Annotated in this window: 18 protein-coding genes; 9 read left to right on the top strand and 9 right to left on the bottom strand. The window is 39.5% G+C overall.

Going from position 1 to position 17,944, the window contains the following annotated elements:
• The first annotated feature begins 24 nt into the window (after nt 1-24).
• The 5 genes from AAH582_RS01680 (at nt 25) to ytxJ (ending at nt 4,640) form a co-directional block, all read left to right on the top strand.
• Entirely contained in the window at nt 25-1,950 is a 1,926-nt protein-coding gene (locus tag AAH582_RS01680; protein ID WP_343321076.1) for a polysaccharide biosynthesis protein, read from the top strand.
• 78 nt (nt 1,951-2,028) lie between these two features.
• On the top strand, nt 2,029-2,700 hold the full coding sequence (locus AAH582_RS01675; RefSeq protein WP_046674761.1) for a tetratricopeptide repeat protein: 672 nt from the start codon (nt 2,029-2,031) through the stop codon (nt 2,698-2,700).
• An 88-nt stretch (nt 2,701-2,788) separates the two neighbouring features.
• Nucleotides 2,789-3,277, top strand: coding sequence for a 6,7-dimethyl-8-ribityllumazine synthase (gene ribH, locus AAH582_RS01670; RefSeq protein WP_070561710.1), 489 nt, complete (start codon nt 2,789-2,791; stop codon nt 3,275-3,277).
• A gap of 282 nt (nt 3,278-3,559) precedes the next feature.
• Nucleotides 3,560-4,300: a hypothetical protein gene (locus tag AAH582_RS01665; RefSeq protein WP_343321075.1), complete on the top strand. Its 741-nt coding sequence runs from the start codon at nt 3,560-3,562 to the stop codon at nt 4,298-4,300.
• 1 nt (nt 4,301) lies between these two features.
• Nucleotides 4,302-4,640 (top strand): bacillithiol system redox-active protein YtxJ, encoded by a 339-nt coding sequence (gene ytxJ, locus AAH582_RS01660; protein WP_197084070.1) that lies wholly within the window; start codon nt 4,302-4,304, stop codon nt 4,638-4,640.
• Nucleotides 4,641-4,759: 119 nt separating this feature from the next.
• Here the strand turns inward: ytxJ and AAH582_RS01655 are convergent, their stop codons facing one another.
• Together AAH582_RS01655 and AAH582_RS01650 are read right to left on the bottom strand one after the other, a co-directional pair.
• A complete protein-coding gene (locus tag AAH582_RS01655) occupies nt 4,760-5,785 on the bottom strand; it encodes an isoaspartyl peptidase/L-asparaginase family protein (RefSeq protein WP_343321074.1) in 1,026 nt (341 codons plus the stop codon).
• 16 nt (nt 5,786-5,801) lie between these two features.
• Complete coding sequence (locus AAH582_RS01650) at nt 5,802-6,212, bottom strand: RNA-binding S4 domain-containing protein (protein WP_343321073.1); 411 nt, start codon at nt 6,210-6,212, stop codon at nt 5,802-5,804.
• Nucleotides 6,213-6,388: 176 nt separating this feature from the next.
• On the opposite strand from AAH582_RS01650, the gene AAH582_RS01645 reads away from it, so the two are divergent.
• The 4 genes from AAH582_RS01645 to folP are packed head-to-tail and all read left to right on the top strand — an operon-like array spanning nt 6,389 to nt 9,166.
• A complete protein-coding gene (locus AAH582_RS01645; RefSeq protein ID WP_343321072.1) occupies nt 6,389-7,207 on the top strand; it encodes a 2,3,4,5-tetrahydropyridine-2,6-dicarboxylate N-succinyltransferase in 819 nt (272 codons plus the stop codon).
• A gap of 24 nt (nt 7,208-7,231) precedes the next feature.
• A complete protein-coding gene (locus tag AAH582_RS01640) occupies nt 7,232-7,810 on the top strand; it encodes an L-threonylcarbamoyladenylate synthase (protein ID WP_046674755.1) in 579 nt (192 codons plus the stop codon).
• Nucleotide 7,811: 1 nt separating this feature from the next.
• Nucleotides 7,812-8,291 (top strand): DUF4920 domain-containing protein, encoded by a 480-nt coding sequence (locus AAH582_RS01635; protein ID WP_046674754.1) that lies wholly within the window; start codon nt 7,812-7,814, stop codon nt 8,289-8,291.
• 32 nt (nt 8,292-8,323) lie between these two features.
• Nucleotides 8,324-9,166, top strand: coding sequence for a dihydropteroate synthase (gene folP, locus AAH582_RS01630; RefSeq protein WP_343321071.1), 843 nt, complete (start codon nt 8,324-8,326; stop codon nt 9,164-9,166).
• A 7-nt stretch (nt 9,167-9,173) separates the two neighbouring features.
• Here the strand turns inward: folP and AAH582_RS01625 are convergent, their stop codons facing one another.
• From AAH582_RS01625 to AAH582_RS01595, 7 genes are all read right to left on the bottom strand, one after another.
• Nucleotides 9,174-10,196, bottom strand: coding sequence for a cytochrome-c peroxidase (locus tag AAH582_RS01625; protein WP_343321070.1), 1,023 nt, complete (start codon nt 10,194-10,196; stop codon nt 9,174-9,176).
• A gap of 143 nt (nt 10,197-10,339) precedes the next feature.
• Nucleotides 10,340-11,188: an MbnP family protein gene (locus AAH582_RS01620; protein WP_343321069.1), complete on the bottom strand. Its 849-nt coding sequence runs from the start codon at nt 11,186-11,188 to the stop codon at nt 10,340-10,342.
• Nucleotides 11,189-11,211: 23 nt separating this feature from the next.
• The gene (locus AAH582_RS01615) at nt 11,212-13,200 is read right to left on the bottom strand and encodes a TonB-dependent receptor plug domain-containing protein (protein WP_343321068.1); all 1,989 of its coding nucleotides are present in this window, start codon (nt 13,198-13,200) and stop codon (nt 11,212-11,214) included.
• Nucleotides 13,201-13,205: 5 nt separating this feature from the next.
• Nucleotides 13,206-14,111 carry a hypothetical protein gene (locus AAH582_RS01610; RefSeq protein ID WP_343321067.1) on the bottom strand — a complete coding sequence of 302 codons (906 nt, stop codon included), beginning with the start codon at nt 14,109-14,111 and terminating at the stop codon, nt 13,206-13,208.
• A 384-nt stretch (nt 14,112-14,495) separates the two neighbouring features.
• Entirely contained in the window at nt 14,496-14,873 is a 378-nt protein-coding gene (locus AAH582_RS01605; RefSeq protein WP_075990767.1) for a hypothetical protein, read from the bottom strand.
• 197 nt (nt 14,874-15,070) lie between these two features.
• A complete protein-coding gene (locus tag AAH582_RS01600; protein WP_343321066.1) occupies nt 15,071-16,411 on the bottom strand; it encodes a DUF5125 domain-containing protein in 1,341 nt (446 codons plus the stop codon).
• A 57-nt stretch (nt 16,412-16,468) separates the two neighbouring features.
• Entirely contained in the window at nt 16,469-17,941 is a 1,473-nt protein-coding gene (locus AAH582_RS01595) for a glycoside hydrolase family 30 protein (RefSeq protein WP_343321065.1), read from the bottom strand.
• Between the last annotated feature and the right edge of the window lie 3 nt (nt 17,942-17,944).

The raw sequence follows: 17,944 nt of genomic DNA, 5'->3' as shown, positions 1-17,944 counted from the left end.
TTTAAATTAATCAGATATAATACCATGCTCAGTAAAGTCAATATAGTGCCACGGTGGATCATTTTTTTATTGGACATCTTTAGTGTATCCGTCGCTTATCTCCTCGCAAACGTCATTTATTATGATTTTAACTTCGATTTTTTACTCGACATTGATTTTAGCATTCGTTACATTTTATTTATAGGTGTATCCTCTTTATCATTCTATCTCTTCAAAATGTATACTGGGATAGTTCGTTACACAAGCGCCATCGACTCCATACGTATATTATCAACGATAACATTCAGTGTTTTTGTTCTCCTGTTTATAAAACTAGTCATCCAGGCAAACGAAATGGAGCGCAATATTCCGACAGCACTCATCATATTCTTCGCTCTTTTCTCCTTTCTAATTCTAACTGTATACAGAACGATTATTAAGATTTTCTTTCTATACACCAAAAAAGTCAGCGGTTCCAGAAAAAAAACACTGATCTATGGGGCCGGTGATTTGGGAATTGCTGTAAAAAGAACCTTAGACCATGATGTCCGTTCCAAAAATGCTATTGTAGGGTTTATGGATGATAATGAGCAAAAAATCAACAAAGTAATTGATGGAACAAAAATTTATTCTTCCCAAAAGTTTAGCCACCTCATTAACACATTAAATATTGAGGAGGTCATCATCGCTTCGCACAATATCCCATCGGACCGCAAAAATGAAATCACAGATGTTGCGCTGGAAAAAAACGTCAATATTTTAACACTACCGCCTGTTAAAAAGATCATGAATGGCGACCTTAATCCCAATCAGATTCAGAAAATAAAAATTGAAGATTTGTTGGAAAGGGATCCGATCAAGATTAACGACGACCACATCCTAAGCCAGACCAAGGGCAAGAGAATCCTTGTTACTGGCGCAGCCGGTTCTATAGGAAGTGAAATTGCAACCCAATTGGGAAGATACGAACCGCAGATGATTATCCTTTGTGATCAGGCAGAGTCACCCCTGCATAACCTTCAGCTTGACCTTCAAGATGAATTCCCAAATCAAGTATATCATACGTACATCGCCGATGTCCGCAGCACAAAAAGGATGCAACTCCTTTTTGAGACCTTCAAGCCGCACTATGTCTATCATGCGGCTGCATACAAACATGTGCCCATGATGGAAAATCACCCGTTGGAAGCCGTGCAGACCAATGTGATGGGGACGAAAAATCTGGCTGATTTAGCCGTAGAATTTCAGGTTGAAAAATTTGTTTTTGTCTCTACCGATAAAGCTGTCAACCCGACCAATATCATGGGAGCTACAAAACGTATTGCAGAAATCTATGTACAATCGTTAAACAATCATTTGGAAAACACATTAGGGGCAAATGTTCACACCAAATTTATTACAACCCGCTTTGGCAATGTCCTGGGCTCCAATGGATCTGTTATCCCTCGATTCAGAGATCAGATTCAAAAAGGTGGCCCGGTAACCGTTACTCATCCAGAAATTACACGGTATTTTATGACCATTCCCGAAGCATGTCGACTAGTCCTTGAAGCTGGAACAATGGGACAAGGTGGCGAAATTTTTGTATTTGATATGGGTAAATCTGTCAAAATAGTTGAGTTAGCTAAAAAAATGATTCGCCTTTCAGGATTTAAACCGAATGAAGATATTGAAATAAAATTCACCGGATTAAGACCTGGTGAAAAGCTATATGAGGAATTACTAAATGATTTAGAGAATACCTTACCGACTCACCACGAAAAAATTATGATCGCCAAAGTCAGAGAAAATAATTATGATAGGGTGTGTATGAAAATCGGAGAATTGCAACAGCGTTTATCCACACAAAACAAAAACGAAGTTGTCTATCAAATGAAAATTATTGTACCTGAATTCAAAAGTAAAAATTCCATCTACGAACAGCTAGACAAGGAAATTGAATTGTCGAATGAATCGAAAAAGCAAAGTTAATTCACGTTAAAATTTGCAAAACACTTGCAAATTTGCTCGAAAAGTGTATTTTTGCAATCCATATTTTACTGATTAGTAATGTCTAAAAACACAAATAATACAAATCAAGGTTTCAAACCTTCAAAAGGATCTTTTTTTCAAGATAACCAAAAAAGTGTCGTGTTCATTTTAGGTGGTATCGTTGTATTGATCTTACTTTATTTTGGATATCAAAAGCTTTATCTTGATCCAAGAGCAGAAGAAGCTTCGAACCGTATGTACAAAGCAGAACAGCTTGCTACAATTGATTCTTTACAAAGTAAAGCAATCATGGGCGATGGTGCATTTCTTGGATTTAAACAAATTGCGGACGAATATTCAAACACCAAATCTGCCAATATTGCAAACGCCTATTTAGGAGGTTTGTATTTGCGTCAAGGTAAATTCGATGAAGCTGCAAAAGCGCTTGAAAAATATGCTCCGACAGGAAGTCAAATTCTAGATCCACTCGTAATTGGTTTAACAGGTGATGCTTATTCAGAATTAAAAGACTACAAAAAAGCTGCAGACTACTATAAGCAGGCTTCTGAAAAATCAAGCAACTCGTATACAACTCCACTCTTTTTGAAAAAACTAGGACTTGTATATGAAGCGCAAAATGACTACAAAAGTGCAGAGACTGCTTACAAGAAGATTAAAACAGATTTTCCGGAGAGCCAAGAAGCTTCAACAATTGATGGTTTATTAGGCCGTGTACAAGCACATTTATAATAGAATAAATATAAAAATATACGAAAAAGAGGCTATTTGATAGCCTCTTTTTTTGTGACCATCTAAAATCACTATCTTTGTTCCTATTATGGCAAGTAGCATTAAAAATTTATCCGACTTTTCGCATATTCAGGTTGCGGATGCAAGTCCATTCAAATTTGCAATCGTTGTTGCACAATGGAATGCAGAAATCACAGGTGCATTATTGAATGGTGCAATTACAGGCTTAGAGAAGCATGGCGCTCAAGAAAAAAATATCCAAGTCATCGAGGTTCCTGGAAGTTTCGAATTAATTTCGGGAGCAGATCTTGTGTTCAGAAACCAGAATTTTGATGCTGTTATTTGTTTAGGCTGCGTCATTCAGGGTGAGACGAGACACTTTGATTTTATCTGCGATGCAGTTGCAAATGGCATTGCCAATGTAGGGCTCAAATACAATAAACCAGCCATTTTTGGTGTATTGACTACTGATAACCTTCAGCAAGCATTGGATCGTGCTGGTGGAAAACATGGCAACAAAGGCGAAGAAGCTGCTATTACAGCGATACAAATGGCCCATATTGCCAAAAAATTCTAGTTTTGGTATTAATTTTGCCTACCATTCAATAATGAAAAGTATTGCTGAGTACAGCTTATTGCTCAGATACTTATATTTGAATAAATCGATTAATAATATATTCAGTTATCTTATTAATCGATTTTTATTTTTTCACTAGAATAAATTGTTATTGAATTATCTTGATTGTATTTTAAATAGTTGTAACGATAGGTAGTTTTATAGACAATGACGCAATGATGAAGTTTAACGCGATCAATTTTGATGCGGCTTACTTGATGATTGTTTTTAAAAAAAAGGATTATGAAAACATTATCGAATGTACTCTTGGTCATTATGCTGACATTATTCTGTCAGCTGGATCTTGTGGCGCAAGACGATAGTCTAAACAAGCAGATTTGGCAAAGTATCGGTGGCCAGGAAAAATGGGATTCTTTGCAATATTTGGCATTCTCAGCAAAGGGAAATACCATCTCCGACCAATTGTCAAAAGAAGAGCGAAAATTCTTGTTCAATCGCAGCACCGGAGCATGTCGATTTGACGGCTATAGCGGCACAGATCAGGTGACCTATCTGTTTAATTTTAAGAATCCAGGGGCCGATAAACTCTTTATTGGAGGGAATATAGCTGGAGATGGGCCGGAGCTAAAAAAGTCAATTAAAAGCCAATTATTTTCGGATCTTCATCTGCTCCTTTTACCGACGCTGATCGGACAGAAGAATGTGCAGCTAAAAAGTCAGAAAGAAAGTTTCAGCGCTGGACAGAAATTAACGATAGCAACGATCAGCTCGTCAGGCACTATCTTTGGTTCAAAGATGGATGGTTTGCTTTATATTGATCAAAATACCGGTGAGATTGTACGTTACGAATACATAGATAAGGGCGAAAAAACCACTTATGAAGTGAGCAAATATAAGGAGATTGGCGATGGTATGCGTTTACCTAGTTTCTTCAATTCGACAAGCAATGACCAAAAGAGTTGTATATTCTCCGCTATTTCGTCTTTTGTACAAGTAGAACAGAAAAAATTTACAGAACTATAATATGATTAATTGGATAGAATTAAATACAGAGGAACAGTTACAGGAGCTTTATCAATCTGATAAAGTTGCAGCCATCTTTAAACATAGCACGACTTGTGGTATTAGCAATATGGCTAAGCGCAGTCTTGAGCGTATGTCTGCGACTTCAGACCATGATTATGCAATCTATCTTTTAGATCTTTTGCGCTACCGTCCATTATCAAATGAGATTGCCCAACGTTGGAATGTAACACATCAATCCCCTCAGATACTGATTGTTGAAGGAAAAGAAAGTCTATATGATGCTTCCCATGGCGATATCCAATTTGATGAGATTGAACAATACCTGACGGCAATTTGATAGCATTGGCCATATCGCTGTTCAATAAAAAATAGTTAACAAAATTTATCCAAAGGGGTTAATATGTATTACATTGACCCCCTTGGGATATTTTATGATGATGAAAACAGCTGAATTGGCTATTTATAAATTTCTACTGTTATCTTACCGTCTTTAGTCACTGTACCGCGATACATCCCGGCGGTATTAAAAGGCATCGCAACATGTCCATTTTTATCCAGTGCGATCAGGCCTCCATTACCGCCCATTTCACCAATCCGATCGATTACTTGTCGGCTCGCTTGATCAACATGCTCACCTTTGTATTCCATTAAAGCTGACACGGAATATGCCGCCACGGTGCGGATATAATATTCACCCCATCCAGTACAGGAAACAGCACAGGTATTATTGTTCGCATACGTTCCTGCACCAATAATTGGCGAATCTCCGACACGTCCAAACTTCTTGTTAGTCATGCCTCCTGTAGACGTACCTGCCGCCAGGTTACCTGCTTTATCCAAAGCAACACAACCTACGGTACCAAATTTAGCATCTTTATTGATGATTCCTAAACGTGAACTTTGTTTTTGATCGTGATCTAGTTGCGTGCGCGTATTCTCCTCCTGCTTTATTTTCTGCAAAGCTTCCCAACGTGCTTTAGTCCAAAAATAAGAAGGATCTACGATGGTTAGCCCCACTTTTCTTGCAAATTCTTCAGCACCTCTCCCCACCATCATAACATGCTCAGACTGTTCCATCACCGCTTTTGCTGCTGAGATTGGATTTTTGATCGTCGTCACTCCTGCAACTGCGCCCGCAGCCAAGGATTTACCATCCATAATGGAGGCATCCAGCTCGTTGCGTCCGTCATGTGTAAAAACCGCTCCTTTCCCTGCATTAAACAAAGGTGAGTCTTCCATTACATGAATAGCCGATTCGACGGCATCCAAACTGGATTTACCTTCTTGCAACTTTTGATAGCCTATACGAAGTGCTTGCTCTAAGACAATCCGATAAGCTTGTTCCATCGAATCTGTCATATTCTTTTTCAAGATCGTCCCCGCTCCACCATGGATCGCCAAAACAAATTCGCCCTCGGTCACGCTTACAGATTTTTTATATGATTTGCAGGAGATTGCCACCAGACTCCCTACAAGTATCATGGCACATATCTTGAGCTTATTCATCTTCCTTCTCCCACCATTCTGAAGATTGTAAATCATCTATCTCACGACGGTCTTTTTTCGTAGGTCGCCCTGTTCCGCGGTCGCGTTTTAGTACGGGCGCATGAAATACGGATTTAAACCCTACCGTTTCTTCTACAGGTGTCTGATCTTCGTAGAATTGAACTGCAGTCTTGGCGTCAACACGACGTTCTAAAAGACCTGTCACGTGCACCACTTTTTTTTCGATTCCCTTTTGGATATGGTACACATCTCCGATCTTAACTTCATAAGAGGGCTTTATATTTTGGCCTTTGAGTTTTACTCGTCCAGCCTTACAGGCCTCCGTTGCCAAAGTTCTTGTCTTAAATAACCGAATTGACCACAAATATTTATCAATTCTCAATTTTTCTGATGTTCCAGCCATATTACAAAAATAATTATATTCAGAAACTATCGGGGTTCCTTCCAGATAAATTAACATATTTCCGTTATAAATATATGCTTAAAGCACAAGGGACCATGGATAAAGTTGCTTTTAACTGCAACTTTATCTAAGTTTGTACATCAAAATAAACTAATTCAAATAAGCAAACAAATAATATGGTAGAGCCACTTAAAAAATTGATTGAGGAAGCTTGGGAAGATAGACAATTATTGGAGTATAAAGAATATACAGAGGCGATCCGCGCTGTTATCATGAAGTTAGATAGCGGTGAAATCCGTGTGGCTGAAATGATCGGTACAAGATGGCATGTCAACGATTGGATAAAAAAAGCGGTCATCTTATATTTTCCGATCAATGAAATGCGTGAAATGACTGCTGGTCCTTTTGTGTTTCATGATAAAATGAAATTAAAAACGGACTACAAGCACACTGGAGTACGTGTTGTACCAGGGGCTTCTGCTCGTTTAGGGGCCTATTTGGCTAAAGGCGTAATTATGATGCCTTCTTACGTTAATATCGGTGCTTATGTAGACGAAGGAACCATGGTGGATACTTGGGCAACTGTTGGCTCTTGTGCGCAAATTGGGAAACATGTACACTTAAGTGGCGGCGTCGGAATTGGAGGTGTATTGGAGCCGGTACAAGCAGCTCCAGTTATTATTGAGGATAACGTTTTTATCGGTTCAAGAGCGATTGTAGTAGAAGGTATTCGTGTAGAAAAAGAAGCTGTATTAGGTGCTAATGTTGTATTGACAGCCTCAACAAAAATTATCGACGTTACGGGACCTGAACCTGTAGAATATAAAGGTTATGTACCTGTCCGCTCTGTTGTTATTCCGGGTTCTTACACCAAGAAATTTGCGGCAGGGGAATATCAAGTTCCTTGCGCCTTGATCATTGGTCAACGTAAAGAGTCTACAGACAAAAAGACTTCATTAAATGATGCACTACGTGATCATAATGTAGCTGTATAAAGTTAAAATTAGTATAAAGATAAGATGAGTGCATTCGTAGATCGTGAGGATTTGAATAAGGCCTTGGAGACATTAAAAAACGGCGGATTAATTCTATACCCCACTGACACCATTTGGGGAATAGGCTGTGATGCCACCAATCCAGAAGCCGTGGAGAAAGTTTTCCAACTAAAAGGAAGAGATAAATCCAAAAGTCTGATCGTCCTTTTACACAACGACAATCAATTAGCGAGTTATGTCAATGAAATCCCGGATGTGGCTTATCAACTTATTGAATATACAGAAAAACCCTTGACAATTGTCTATTCGAATGCCAAAAATCTTGCGCCCAATGCAATTGCTGAGGACGGTTCAATTGGCATTCGAATTGTCAAACACCCTTTTTGTGAACAGCTTTTACAACGGTTTCGCAAACCGATCATTTCAACTTCGGCAAATATCAGTGGTGAACCAACGGCGAAAGATTTCGACGAAATATCGGATGTCATCAAAGATGGGGTAGACTATATCGTCGCTTACGAAAGAGATGTTGCAACAGATGGCAAATCATCTACTGTCATGAAGCTGGACCCTAGTGGTAAATTTGAATTTATTAGAAAATAGCATGAAAAAGATCGTTTTATTTTTTGCATTAGCCTTTGCTGTTACCAATATATCTTTGGCACAGCAAAAGGATATTCCCGCCGCCAAACCTGGTGTAAAATATGGGAAAGAAATCTCTGCGTCCAATGCGATTTCAGTAGCAAAGCTTGAAAAAGAACTTACGCAAAAGAACGCATTCAACGGAAAAGTAGCCGGTAAGGTCGTTGAGGTATGTAAGAAAAAAGGCTGTTTCATGACGTTGCAACGGGAAGGTGAAGAGCCTATTACCGTTCGTTTTAAAGACTATGGTTTCTTCATGCCAGCAGACATTGTCGGTAAAACGGTTGTTGTCGAGGGTATTGCGAAGAAAAAAGAAGTTTCTGTCGCATCGTTACAACATGCAGCAAAGGATCTGGGTAAATCACAGGCTGAAATAGACCAGATTACACAACCTAAAAAAGATATTAGCATTATTGCCGAAGGTGTTTTAGTTGTCAAATAAGACGCTATTACACCACGCCTAGCTTTGTTCTGATGAAAAGATTCCACACTTCACCCTGCCATTCCATATTGGTCGATGGTACCTTGATGAGCTTCGAAAAGCCCATTATTATGGGGATACTCAATGTGACTCCGGATTCATTTTATGATGGTGGCGACAATACAACCGTCGAACTTGCGGTAGAGAAAGCAAAGAAGCTATTGCTTGAAGGTGCTCAAATTCTTGATATTGGCGCATATTCCTCACGTCCAGGAGCTCCATTGATTTCATCACAGGAGGAAATGGATCGAGCTCTTCCTGCTATTCGGGCGATTAAAACTGCATTTCCTGACGCAATTTTATCAATAGATACCTTTAGGGCAGACGTTGCCGCTGCGGCAATCGATGCGGGAGTGCACATCATAAATGATGTTTCGGGAGGTACACTCGACGATAACATGTTCGCCACGGTAGCAAAATATCAAGTTCCGTATATTCTCATGCATATGCGCGGTATTCCCGAAAATATGCAGGAAAAAACCGATTACAACGATATTGTAACTGACGTCGCCACCTTTTTAGGTGACCGCATTGCCACGCTAAAAAGTATGGGGGTAAAAGACATTATTCTTGATCCGGGATTTGGTTTTGCAAAGACAGTGGAACAAAACTATGAGTTACTCTATCGTGTCAATGAACTTCATTACTTTGAATTACCAATTTTGGGCGGAATATCCCGTAAATCCATGATTTATAAAAAAATCGGAATCACCGCCCAGGAAGCTTTAAACGGCACCACTGCTTTAAATACGCTACTTCTCGAAAGAGGTGTACAAATTCTCCGCGTACATGATGTAAAGGAAGCGAAGCAATTGGTTGATCTCTTCTATTCGTAAATCAGCATTATTTGCCTACAAATTTCGGATCACTTAATGTTTTAATAAAAGCGATGATAGCTTCCTTTTCTTCTTCTGTCATAGGAATTCTTTTGCCATTTTCTTTCAGAATCGGATCAAGGTTAGCTGCATCCAAAACACCCTTGTCGAAATAATCCAGCACAGATTTCAACGTTGGAAACTGCCCAAAACTTCCATAGGGCGCTGTGTATTCGGCATTTCGTAAAGACGGTACCCGAAAAGCCATATAATCTGTTTCGATACCTGTGATACGTGCTCGCCCAGCCTCATCTGGATGTTTGTTTAAAGGAAACCCGACATTTCTAAAACTCTGATCGGTAAATAATTCTGATGCATGGCAGCTTTCACATTTCAATTTAAACAGCTGATACCCCCGTTCTTCCTCAATAGTGAATTGCTCCCCTTCACCTCGTTTTACCTTGTCATATTTACTGTCGGCTGAAATTAGGGTATACTCATATTGTCCAATGCTTTTATAAATTCGTTCAGGTGTAATATTCTCATCGCCAAAAGCCTTCTTGAACAATACTTTGTAGTCAAAATCCCCATTAATTTTACCGATAACCTCCAAGATAGAAGAGTTCATCTCTTCATGCGTGATAATTGGAACTAAAGGTTGCTTTTCCAGTTCGAGTATATTGCCATCCCAATTATAAAATTTCATAAAAGCCAAATTCTGCAAAGGCGGCGTATTCCGAAATCCAACACGATCATCTATCCCTACCGCCTGCATTTTTCCATCGGAAAAAGCCAATGCGGGGTTATGGCAACTGGCACATGATATCGTATTGTTTCCACTGAATCTTTTCTCATGAAACAGCTTTTCCCCCAATTCAACACCATATTTTGTTGGCTTATTGCTCTTAAACACATTATTTAGACTCGGAAAATCCGCAGGAATGTTGAAAGTGACTATAGGGTTATCTTCCAGCTTAGAATCAACAATATCATCCCTACTACAGGATAAAGCAATCACTATAATGGTCAGGATTAAGATGACTTTTTTCATCCTATTAATTTTATCAAGGGTTGATGAATATTCAAAATGTACACAATAGTCTGATGCAGAAAGCATCCGTTCGCTTTTATGCCTAATGTATTTTTCATAAATGGCTACAATCGCATTCCAGATCATAGCCATTTACATCATATTTAGTTAGAAACACCTTCAACAGTGAACATCCCTGCTGTATCGCTGCTTCCGTTGCCGCCAAGATTATCAACAAACTTCACCATTTCCACTGCTGAATGAATACTAGGTGTAGCATTATTGGCCCCCAAGGTGATGGTATTCGTTTTACCGCTTAGGAGTTTATCGAAATCTGCCCTGATGTTAATCTGTGGTATACTTTTTCCAATAGTAACTATGGAAGGTAAATTCAACGTAATGTCCCGGTAAGCATCTACGCCCTGTTTATAAGTGGATTCATCGCCGTTTGTACCGTTGACCGTACTCCCTGTGTGAATAGACAACTCTTTATGATCAACACCATAAAAGCCCTCCAATTTCGTAAATCGGTAACCTGTCCCCCATTCCCAATGCATTTTAGTATCATTTGCTCCTGCTGTTGCATAGAAAACTGGGAATCTCAGTTGATCCAGAGTATTTATTTCCTGTTTTACCCCCAAACCGAATTTGATCTGTTTATACTCGCCAACAGGTATATTACTCAGTACATAATTTAACGTTGCTGCTTTCGCCTGATCAATTACTGTAGCCCCTTTATCCAGGTCATTTACATTATAAGGGATCTCAGACCCATCGGCTTTAATAAGTCTGATATTGCTAATTACATACTTTAGCTCAGAAAACTGATACAGTTGTCCGCTGGCGGATGTATTTGTCGTAGCAGCTGGGGAATCTGCACTACCCAGCACAATTGTTGTATTTTTAAATGTATTGTTGAAATGTAAGTTAACACTGTTAGCGACGTCTTCACTTTTGCTACAAGAAACCATAACCAAAGAGATCATCAGGAGTTTAATTGTATTGTTTTTCATTTTATTTTTAAGTTTTAAGGTATTTAAAAATTGATTTTTAAGGATGTAAAAATATTCCTACCCATGCGTGGTATATTTCCCCAATCCGCATAGGTACTATAGTATTCATTGAAAAGGTTCTCCGCACCGACCTGAAACGCGGCATTTAATTTCCCAATATTGAAGTTATAATCTGCCGATACATTCCAAATCTTATAGGATGCAGTTTGGTCCTCTCCGTATTCAGGACTAAAATTGACTTGACTAAAGTCCCCGTTCATTGAAGTTTGCATGCCGATCATTTTGTATCGGTAATGCAGTGATGTTTGATAACTTAAGGGACGTATAAAGGGCAGGTTTCCGCCCATATTGTCTTGCCCTCTGGCATAGGTAAGTATAGCCTTCCAATCTAGACCTGGCAAAATTTGATATTGCGCATTGAGTGCCAGATTAAACAGCGTCGCATGATCTAAAGAGGTATAGCCTTTTACGCCTACCGATTGATAGTTCATGGGGCTACCCAAACTCAAAATCCGGCCAATAATGTAGTCTTGTATAAAGAAATAATTGGCCTTGGCCCCAATGCTTAGCTTTCCGGTCTTAAATCCGGCACTGGCATTGGCTTCATAAGAAACTTCATTTTTTAAATCTGGATTTCCGATATAGTCATAACGATCGAAACTGTTATAGATGTAGTAACCATACGCTTCCGAAACAGAAGGAGCACGATGCCCAAACCCTGTTCCTAGAGAAAAGTCAAACTGACCAATATTTAACTGATAGCTAGCATGTAGGCTCGGCAGAATTCTATTTTTCTTCTGTGGAGAACCCGGATGGAAGATCCAGTTGAATTCAACGTATTTCGAATAGTTATAGTTCAAACCCAATGACCCCCCAAAGACAAGTCTACTGATATCAGAAAGATCTAACGAGTTATTAATGGCTACACTCGCGAATCGTGTGGTCACCCATGGCCAGCTATAGGCAAACATGGTCTGTTTGGATCGATCCTGCGGGTACATGCGCATCTCAGCTATCGATAGATTATCGTAAGCATTTACCTGTATTTCCGAAGAATAGCGGTCTTTCTGCAGATTAATTTTAGATAAAAGACCGTAGGTCGTACTCCAGCCTGGCATATCCATATGGACCAAATTCTCCGGACGGGTTGTATCATCCATATAGTGCTCAACAGCATTAAAATAAACTTTGGTGTCCCATACTTTTACCAAGCCCTCTTCAAACAACTGTTTGTATGTAGCGGAAGTGATGATCGCTCTGGATAAGGATAGGTCCATTGGTAAAGCAGGAAATCCCACATCTTTTGCCCGATCAAAAATAGCATCCACCCTAACGGCAGAGAGCGGACTTGTTTTATAGGCCAAGCCCAAAGACGCATTGAATTTATTATATTGCGAATGCCGTACTTCATCGTCATTTCCATCATAATAATTTCCAGCCTTCCGGAAGGCAATACTTCCATCTGCCACAAATTTGTCGCTTGAGTAATATAAATTTCCAAGATTGAACGTCTGCTTATTATTGAATTCAAAACCTGTCTGATAGGCTCCGCCAATTTTTTTCTGCAGCCCAAACGAGGTATTCCTTCTTTTTAGATCTATACTGCCCGCGACCGTAGCGCCATGCAGATTACCCTCCTGCCCCGATTTAATATCGATGGCAGCAAGATTATTACTTTCTACATAAGAGGTTATCGGGTCCATTTTATCCGTACATGCTCCAAAGACATGCATCCCGTCGATCGTAATTATCGAACGCTCGCTACTCATATTATTGAGTAGGGGTTCCCAAGCGTAGGCACCACGTTTGATGAAGCTGATATTACTTGCAGAAGCCAAATATTCATCCACGGAGACTGTCATCTTTAGATCGTTTTCGATCCTCTTTTTGGCAGCGGCATTGACTGTAACCTCCGCTAGACGTCTCGTGGTATCGCGCGTAATAGGATTGTTTTGTCCGTGTACGTTCCATCCCAAAGACAACATAAAGAGCATAACACTTATTTTCTTCATAGCCTCTAAAATAGAATGTCGATGTATAACTCACTTTTACGCCCTTCTACCCCCGGAGTGAAATCCTTCGGCACCTCAGTCCCTGCTATTGCCCTTCCATTTTGGTTGACCAAAATAAAATTCAGCGTCCAGTTGCCTGTCATGGTGTAATTGACAACACCTTGGTACAATCCGTTGGCCTGTTGGACCAAGTCCTTATTATTGGGGGAAGAATGGTTGCCCATCGAAGGTTCTGGCATACGCGGATCTAACTGCAAGGTGTATCCGTTGACTATTGTATAAGCCAATTGCGCAGTGTCTAATTTATAAATGCCTGCGACCAGTTTATTTTCAGCAACATTTGGTTTCCAAGGAGCAATCAAGGCGATTAAATAGTGTTCGCTATCTTTCCCGGTAAAGGTGGTTATGTTACGATTTTTATTTGGCTGTGGCATTACAGTTACAGGCTGTATAGCTGTGAAGGTCTGATTCCCAATTTTAAAATCGATTTCCAAACTCCAGTTTGCTGCTGCAGAACTTTCATCTGTAAACACACTGTAACCCGAAAAGTAGCTCCCATCCAACGTATGGTCCATTACGGACTGGTTTGGACAAACAATTTTCAGTCCTTGCATATTGGTTTGGATGGGCAGCAATTTGACTGCGGAAACGGCTACAGGTTCATTATTTTGCTGCTTATTGATTTTCACGCGGATATCATTATAACCGCGGTACAATACCCCACCCGGAGCTTCAATACGAATATTGTAACCGGAAGAAATAAGGCTTGTAACCTCTTTAAACTCCATATTCTCTTCAACGGTATTTCCCCTTTCGGCCTCATAGTCTGTTTTCGCCTTGGTACAGGCGACTACAAAAAAACCTATAATAGCGATATAAAAACCCGCTTTTTTTATAAATAAATCTCTCATCTATAATATTTCATGTATAAGGAAGCGATCCGATTTACTTCGTGAACTCGCAAGCTCGGTTTAAATAAATCATGCTGGTATCCTATATGACAAATGGATATATTTTTCTATCGAAATGAAATCATCCTGTTGATTTTAAGTAGATTACTAACCACGATCAACATTATAATGATTCAGAGCCACATCGCAATGTAGTCCAAATAACCATAATGGTTTCATTGAAATAAATACTGAATAAGTAGTTTAATCGGAAGATTGACTACTTTGACAAGAGATCGCTAAAGGCATTTTCACGACGCAATTATAAAGCGATGCTAGCCCTAGCTTACACTGTAAACCATCATCAGCGATCGATTACTTATTCAAATAAATTACTAGCTGGATTTAAACCAAAGGGGGGTGAAATATTGTAAAGATGGGATTATAGGAATAATCTTCTTTATATACTGGAAGCAGGCGCTCCACAGTGTCTTCATAAAGAGCCGTGTTTTTAAACGTAAAATCTTGCGTATTATTTATAAAAACAACATCAATAATACGTAATTCAAGATTTTTTTGTTCCTTTTCCTCATGCTCGCGCATTTTCTTCATCAAAATACACTGGCCTCGACAGGCAAGCGCATTATCGTTAAAGCGATTAATACATTCGTAACGTGCGATATAATCTCGATTCAACTCGAAGACTGTCCATAGCCATACCGTTGAGAAGCTCTGCAGGAGCATCAAGGGTAATAGAATCCATATAAACAGTCTGATTTTCATTCCAATATTTTATTCTCAATAGCAGCTTACATCAGGAAGATTGCTCTTTATCTTGTAAACTGACCAAATCAAGCACATGATGACTCGTCTCGAGTTTGTGCAAATATAACAAATGAAAGTTGGAATAAACAACTTCCATTCGAAAGAAAAAGTCCCAGATAGCAAACTACCTGGGACTTGGAAAAAATCAATCTTTATTATTTTGTCGCAATCGTCAAGACAGCTTCCTTATTACCTGCAGTTAAATCCAATGTAAAAACATAGGTTTTACCGGTCTCTAACACGTTACCGGTTTTGATGCCAAGATTGCCTGAGTCGCGTCCATTCTTTCCATCTCCCACAAAAACGATATCACTTGTCGTTGTCAGGTCTGTGCCACCAAATTCACCGCCCCATCCTTTTTGATGGAAAAATTTGAAATTGATGTTATCAGAATTTATAGACTCTCCTGCCTTAACAGTTACCTGGTATTTCTTGTTGCCTAGCGGCACCAAACAAAGCGCTTTATCTGTATTCCAGCCCACTTGATTACTGGATACCTTAGGCTTTCCGATTCCTTCACCAATAATCCAAACCGCACCACTTCCGTCATCTTGTAATTTTGCTAAATCATTACCTGTCATCGCTTCAACCACAAAATATTTTAAGGTAAAGTCTGCAGTAACGCGATACTTACCGTTCATTCCGTTGAAAGCGATTGATCCGTCAGGAGCTTGTGTAAAATAGTCCGGATCAATCCACCAATTCTTCAGATCTTCTATTCCGTCAAGAATTACCTTCTCGCCTTTTACCATATTCAACTCTGCCTTAAAGTGCTCATCATCAAGGCGACTGAATACCGTTCCATTAATGGCATAAGCAATAATAAACGGTGAAGCCTGATAAGTTGAGGTATTAAATGCGATGCTATAGATTCCAGAAGTTGAATTTGAAAATGGGATTTCAGCCGTAGAGCCGAGGTTTATAACATTATTGACCCAACCAAAATTCATCAGATTGCCTTGTGCGCCCACTTTTGGTGCTTGAATATAGCCCTTTACCGAAAATGGAAAATTCTCTTTTGCCGCATATTGATTAGGCCCTACCTTTTCCATACGATACGATTTAGATGCTGTGACTAAAGTTAAATATGGAAAGTCGGGTCTGCTCAGGTTAATATCAAAAGATTGTTCCGTTATTTTTTGGCTAATATTCTGTAAGACAAACTTAAGGGTTGCTTTTCCATCGGGAATATCTTTCAGGAACGGAACATAAATCTTTCCAGCATAGTCTCCATTTTGTTTGGTACGGATGACGGTTTCTGTTACCTTGTCGTCTGTAAAATACAATTGTGCTTTAACAGTTGACAGCGCAACTTCACTGTCCGACACGTGTACCTGAAATTCGAGACTATCCCCAAAATTTGCGGCTGAAATAGGTGATTTCAATTCGATTTTAGGATCCCCTATTTGATAGGTATATTTTTCATCCTTTTTACAGGAACTGACTGCGGCAATTGCAGCAGTTCCCAATAGTATATTGATGAGATATCTTTTCATTTGTTCATAATTTATGCGCTATCCATGTGATAGCGCTTAGGGTTTATCATCCTCCAGTTAATAGGTCCAGCGGTAAGAAACAACCGACTTAGCTGGCACATCATAGCTAAAATGATGTTTACCATCTGCCAACGTAATCTTACGACTATCGCCCGATTCGTTTAACAGAACAACAGCGTAGGTTCCGTCTGTATTTTGAAATGCTGTATAAACCAATCCTTCCGCTGTATATCCAGAAGCGCCAATCCTTGTAGCTCCTGATTTGACCACCGAGGAAAGATGACCAACAATATAATAGTGCGAATTACGTGTTATATTCTTATAATTTGCCTTACTAATATCCACGGCTCCATAACATGTCTGACAGCCTCCCTCGCGATTCGGTCCTTTGTCGGTATCTAGCATCAGATTCCATACAATGACCCCCTTGCTCCAATTGTTTACGGTACCGAGGGCCACTTCACGCATGTCTTCCATCAAACGTTTTTCAAGATTGCGTCCATCATTCCATTCCCCAATGGATGTTTCCGTAAATACCAGTTCCTTATCTGGGCGTTGATTATGAATATCGATAAGTTCAGCCTTATCCCCACCATAATTATGGTACGCCGCTCCGGCGAAGAATGAAGCCGCTCCGGCATCGTTATAGATCTTTACTGGGTAATCAGCCTGATCGGCAATGTTATCATAGTTATAATTATGATCAAATGCATAGATCTTTGTTGATAAGTTAGCCGCTTTTAACTGTGGGCCTAGCGCTTGTTTGACAAAAGCTTGTTGCTCTTGCCATGACATATAAAGCGAAGCGGAATTTTTTCTGTTCAATGGTTCATTTTGAACAGTAATCGAATAAATATTAATGCCTTCTTTCTTCATTGCTTGGATCCATTGAACGAAATACCAACCATAGTCCTGATAATACTTTGGATTTAACTGACCACTGGTCCACGAATCAAAGGGCTTTAAATCAGTTAAGTTGTTAACTTTCATCCATTTCGGTGGAGTCCATGGGGAGCCCATGATTTTTATGGATGGATTGATGGCAAGTATTTCTTTCAGCACTGGAATGATATATTGTGTTTCTTCCGACTGTAGTCCAAAATTTTCCTTTCCTTCCTTATCCCAGCAGGTATATTCACTCAAAGAGAAGTCGGAACATCCAATAGCAATACGGATGTAATTCATTCCCATTCCATCTTTATCTGAGAAAGTCTCCGTAAGAAATTTTGTTCGATCTTCCTTACTCATTTTCATCAGATTATAACAGGTAGAGCCTGTAACTGCAGCACCGAAGCCGTCCATTGTCTGAAATTTCTTAGCTGGATCTAACGTAATTGTATTGGGCGACATATTAAATTTGGAACTGAAATCAACAAAGCGTTTTCCAAAATCCAAAGACCGACTGCCTGTCGTCGTATAAATGGTAACATCACCACTTTTTTTAATTTCATCACCTTGTGAAGGTATATAGCTGTCACGGTTACAAGATGTTGCCGTCACTAGACAGGACAACAAGAATGTATATATCATAGT

The sequence above is a fragment of the Sphingobacterium multivorum genome, from assembly GCF_039511225.1.
In the GTDB taxonomy this organism is placed as follows: Bacteria; Bacteroidota; Bacteroidia; order Sphingobacteriales; family Sphingobacteriaceae; genus Sphingobacterium.
Note: the sequence above shows the minus strand (reverse complement) of the source record. Positions and strands in the feature narration are given on the sequence as shown.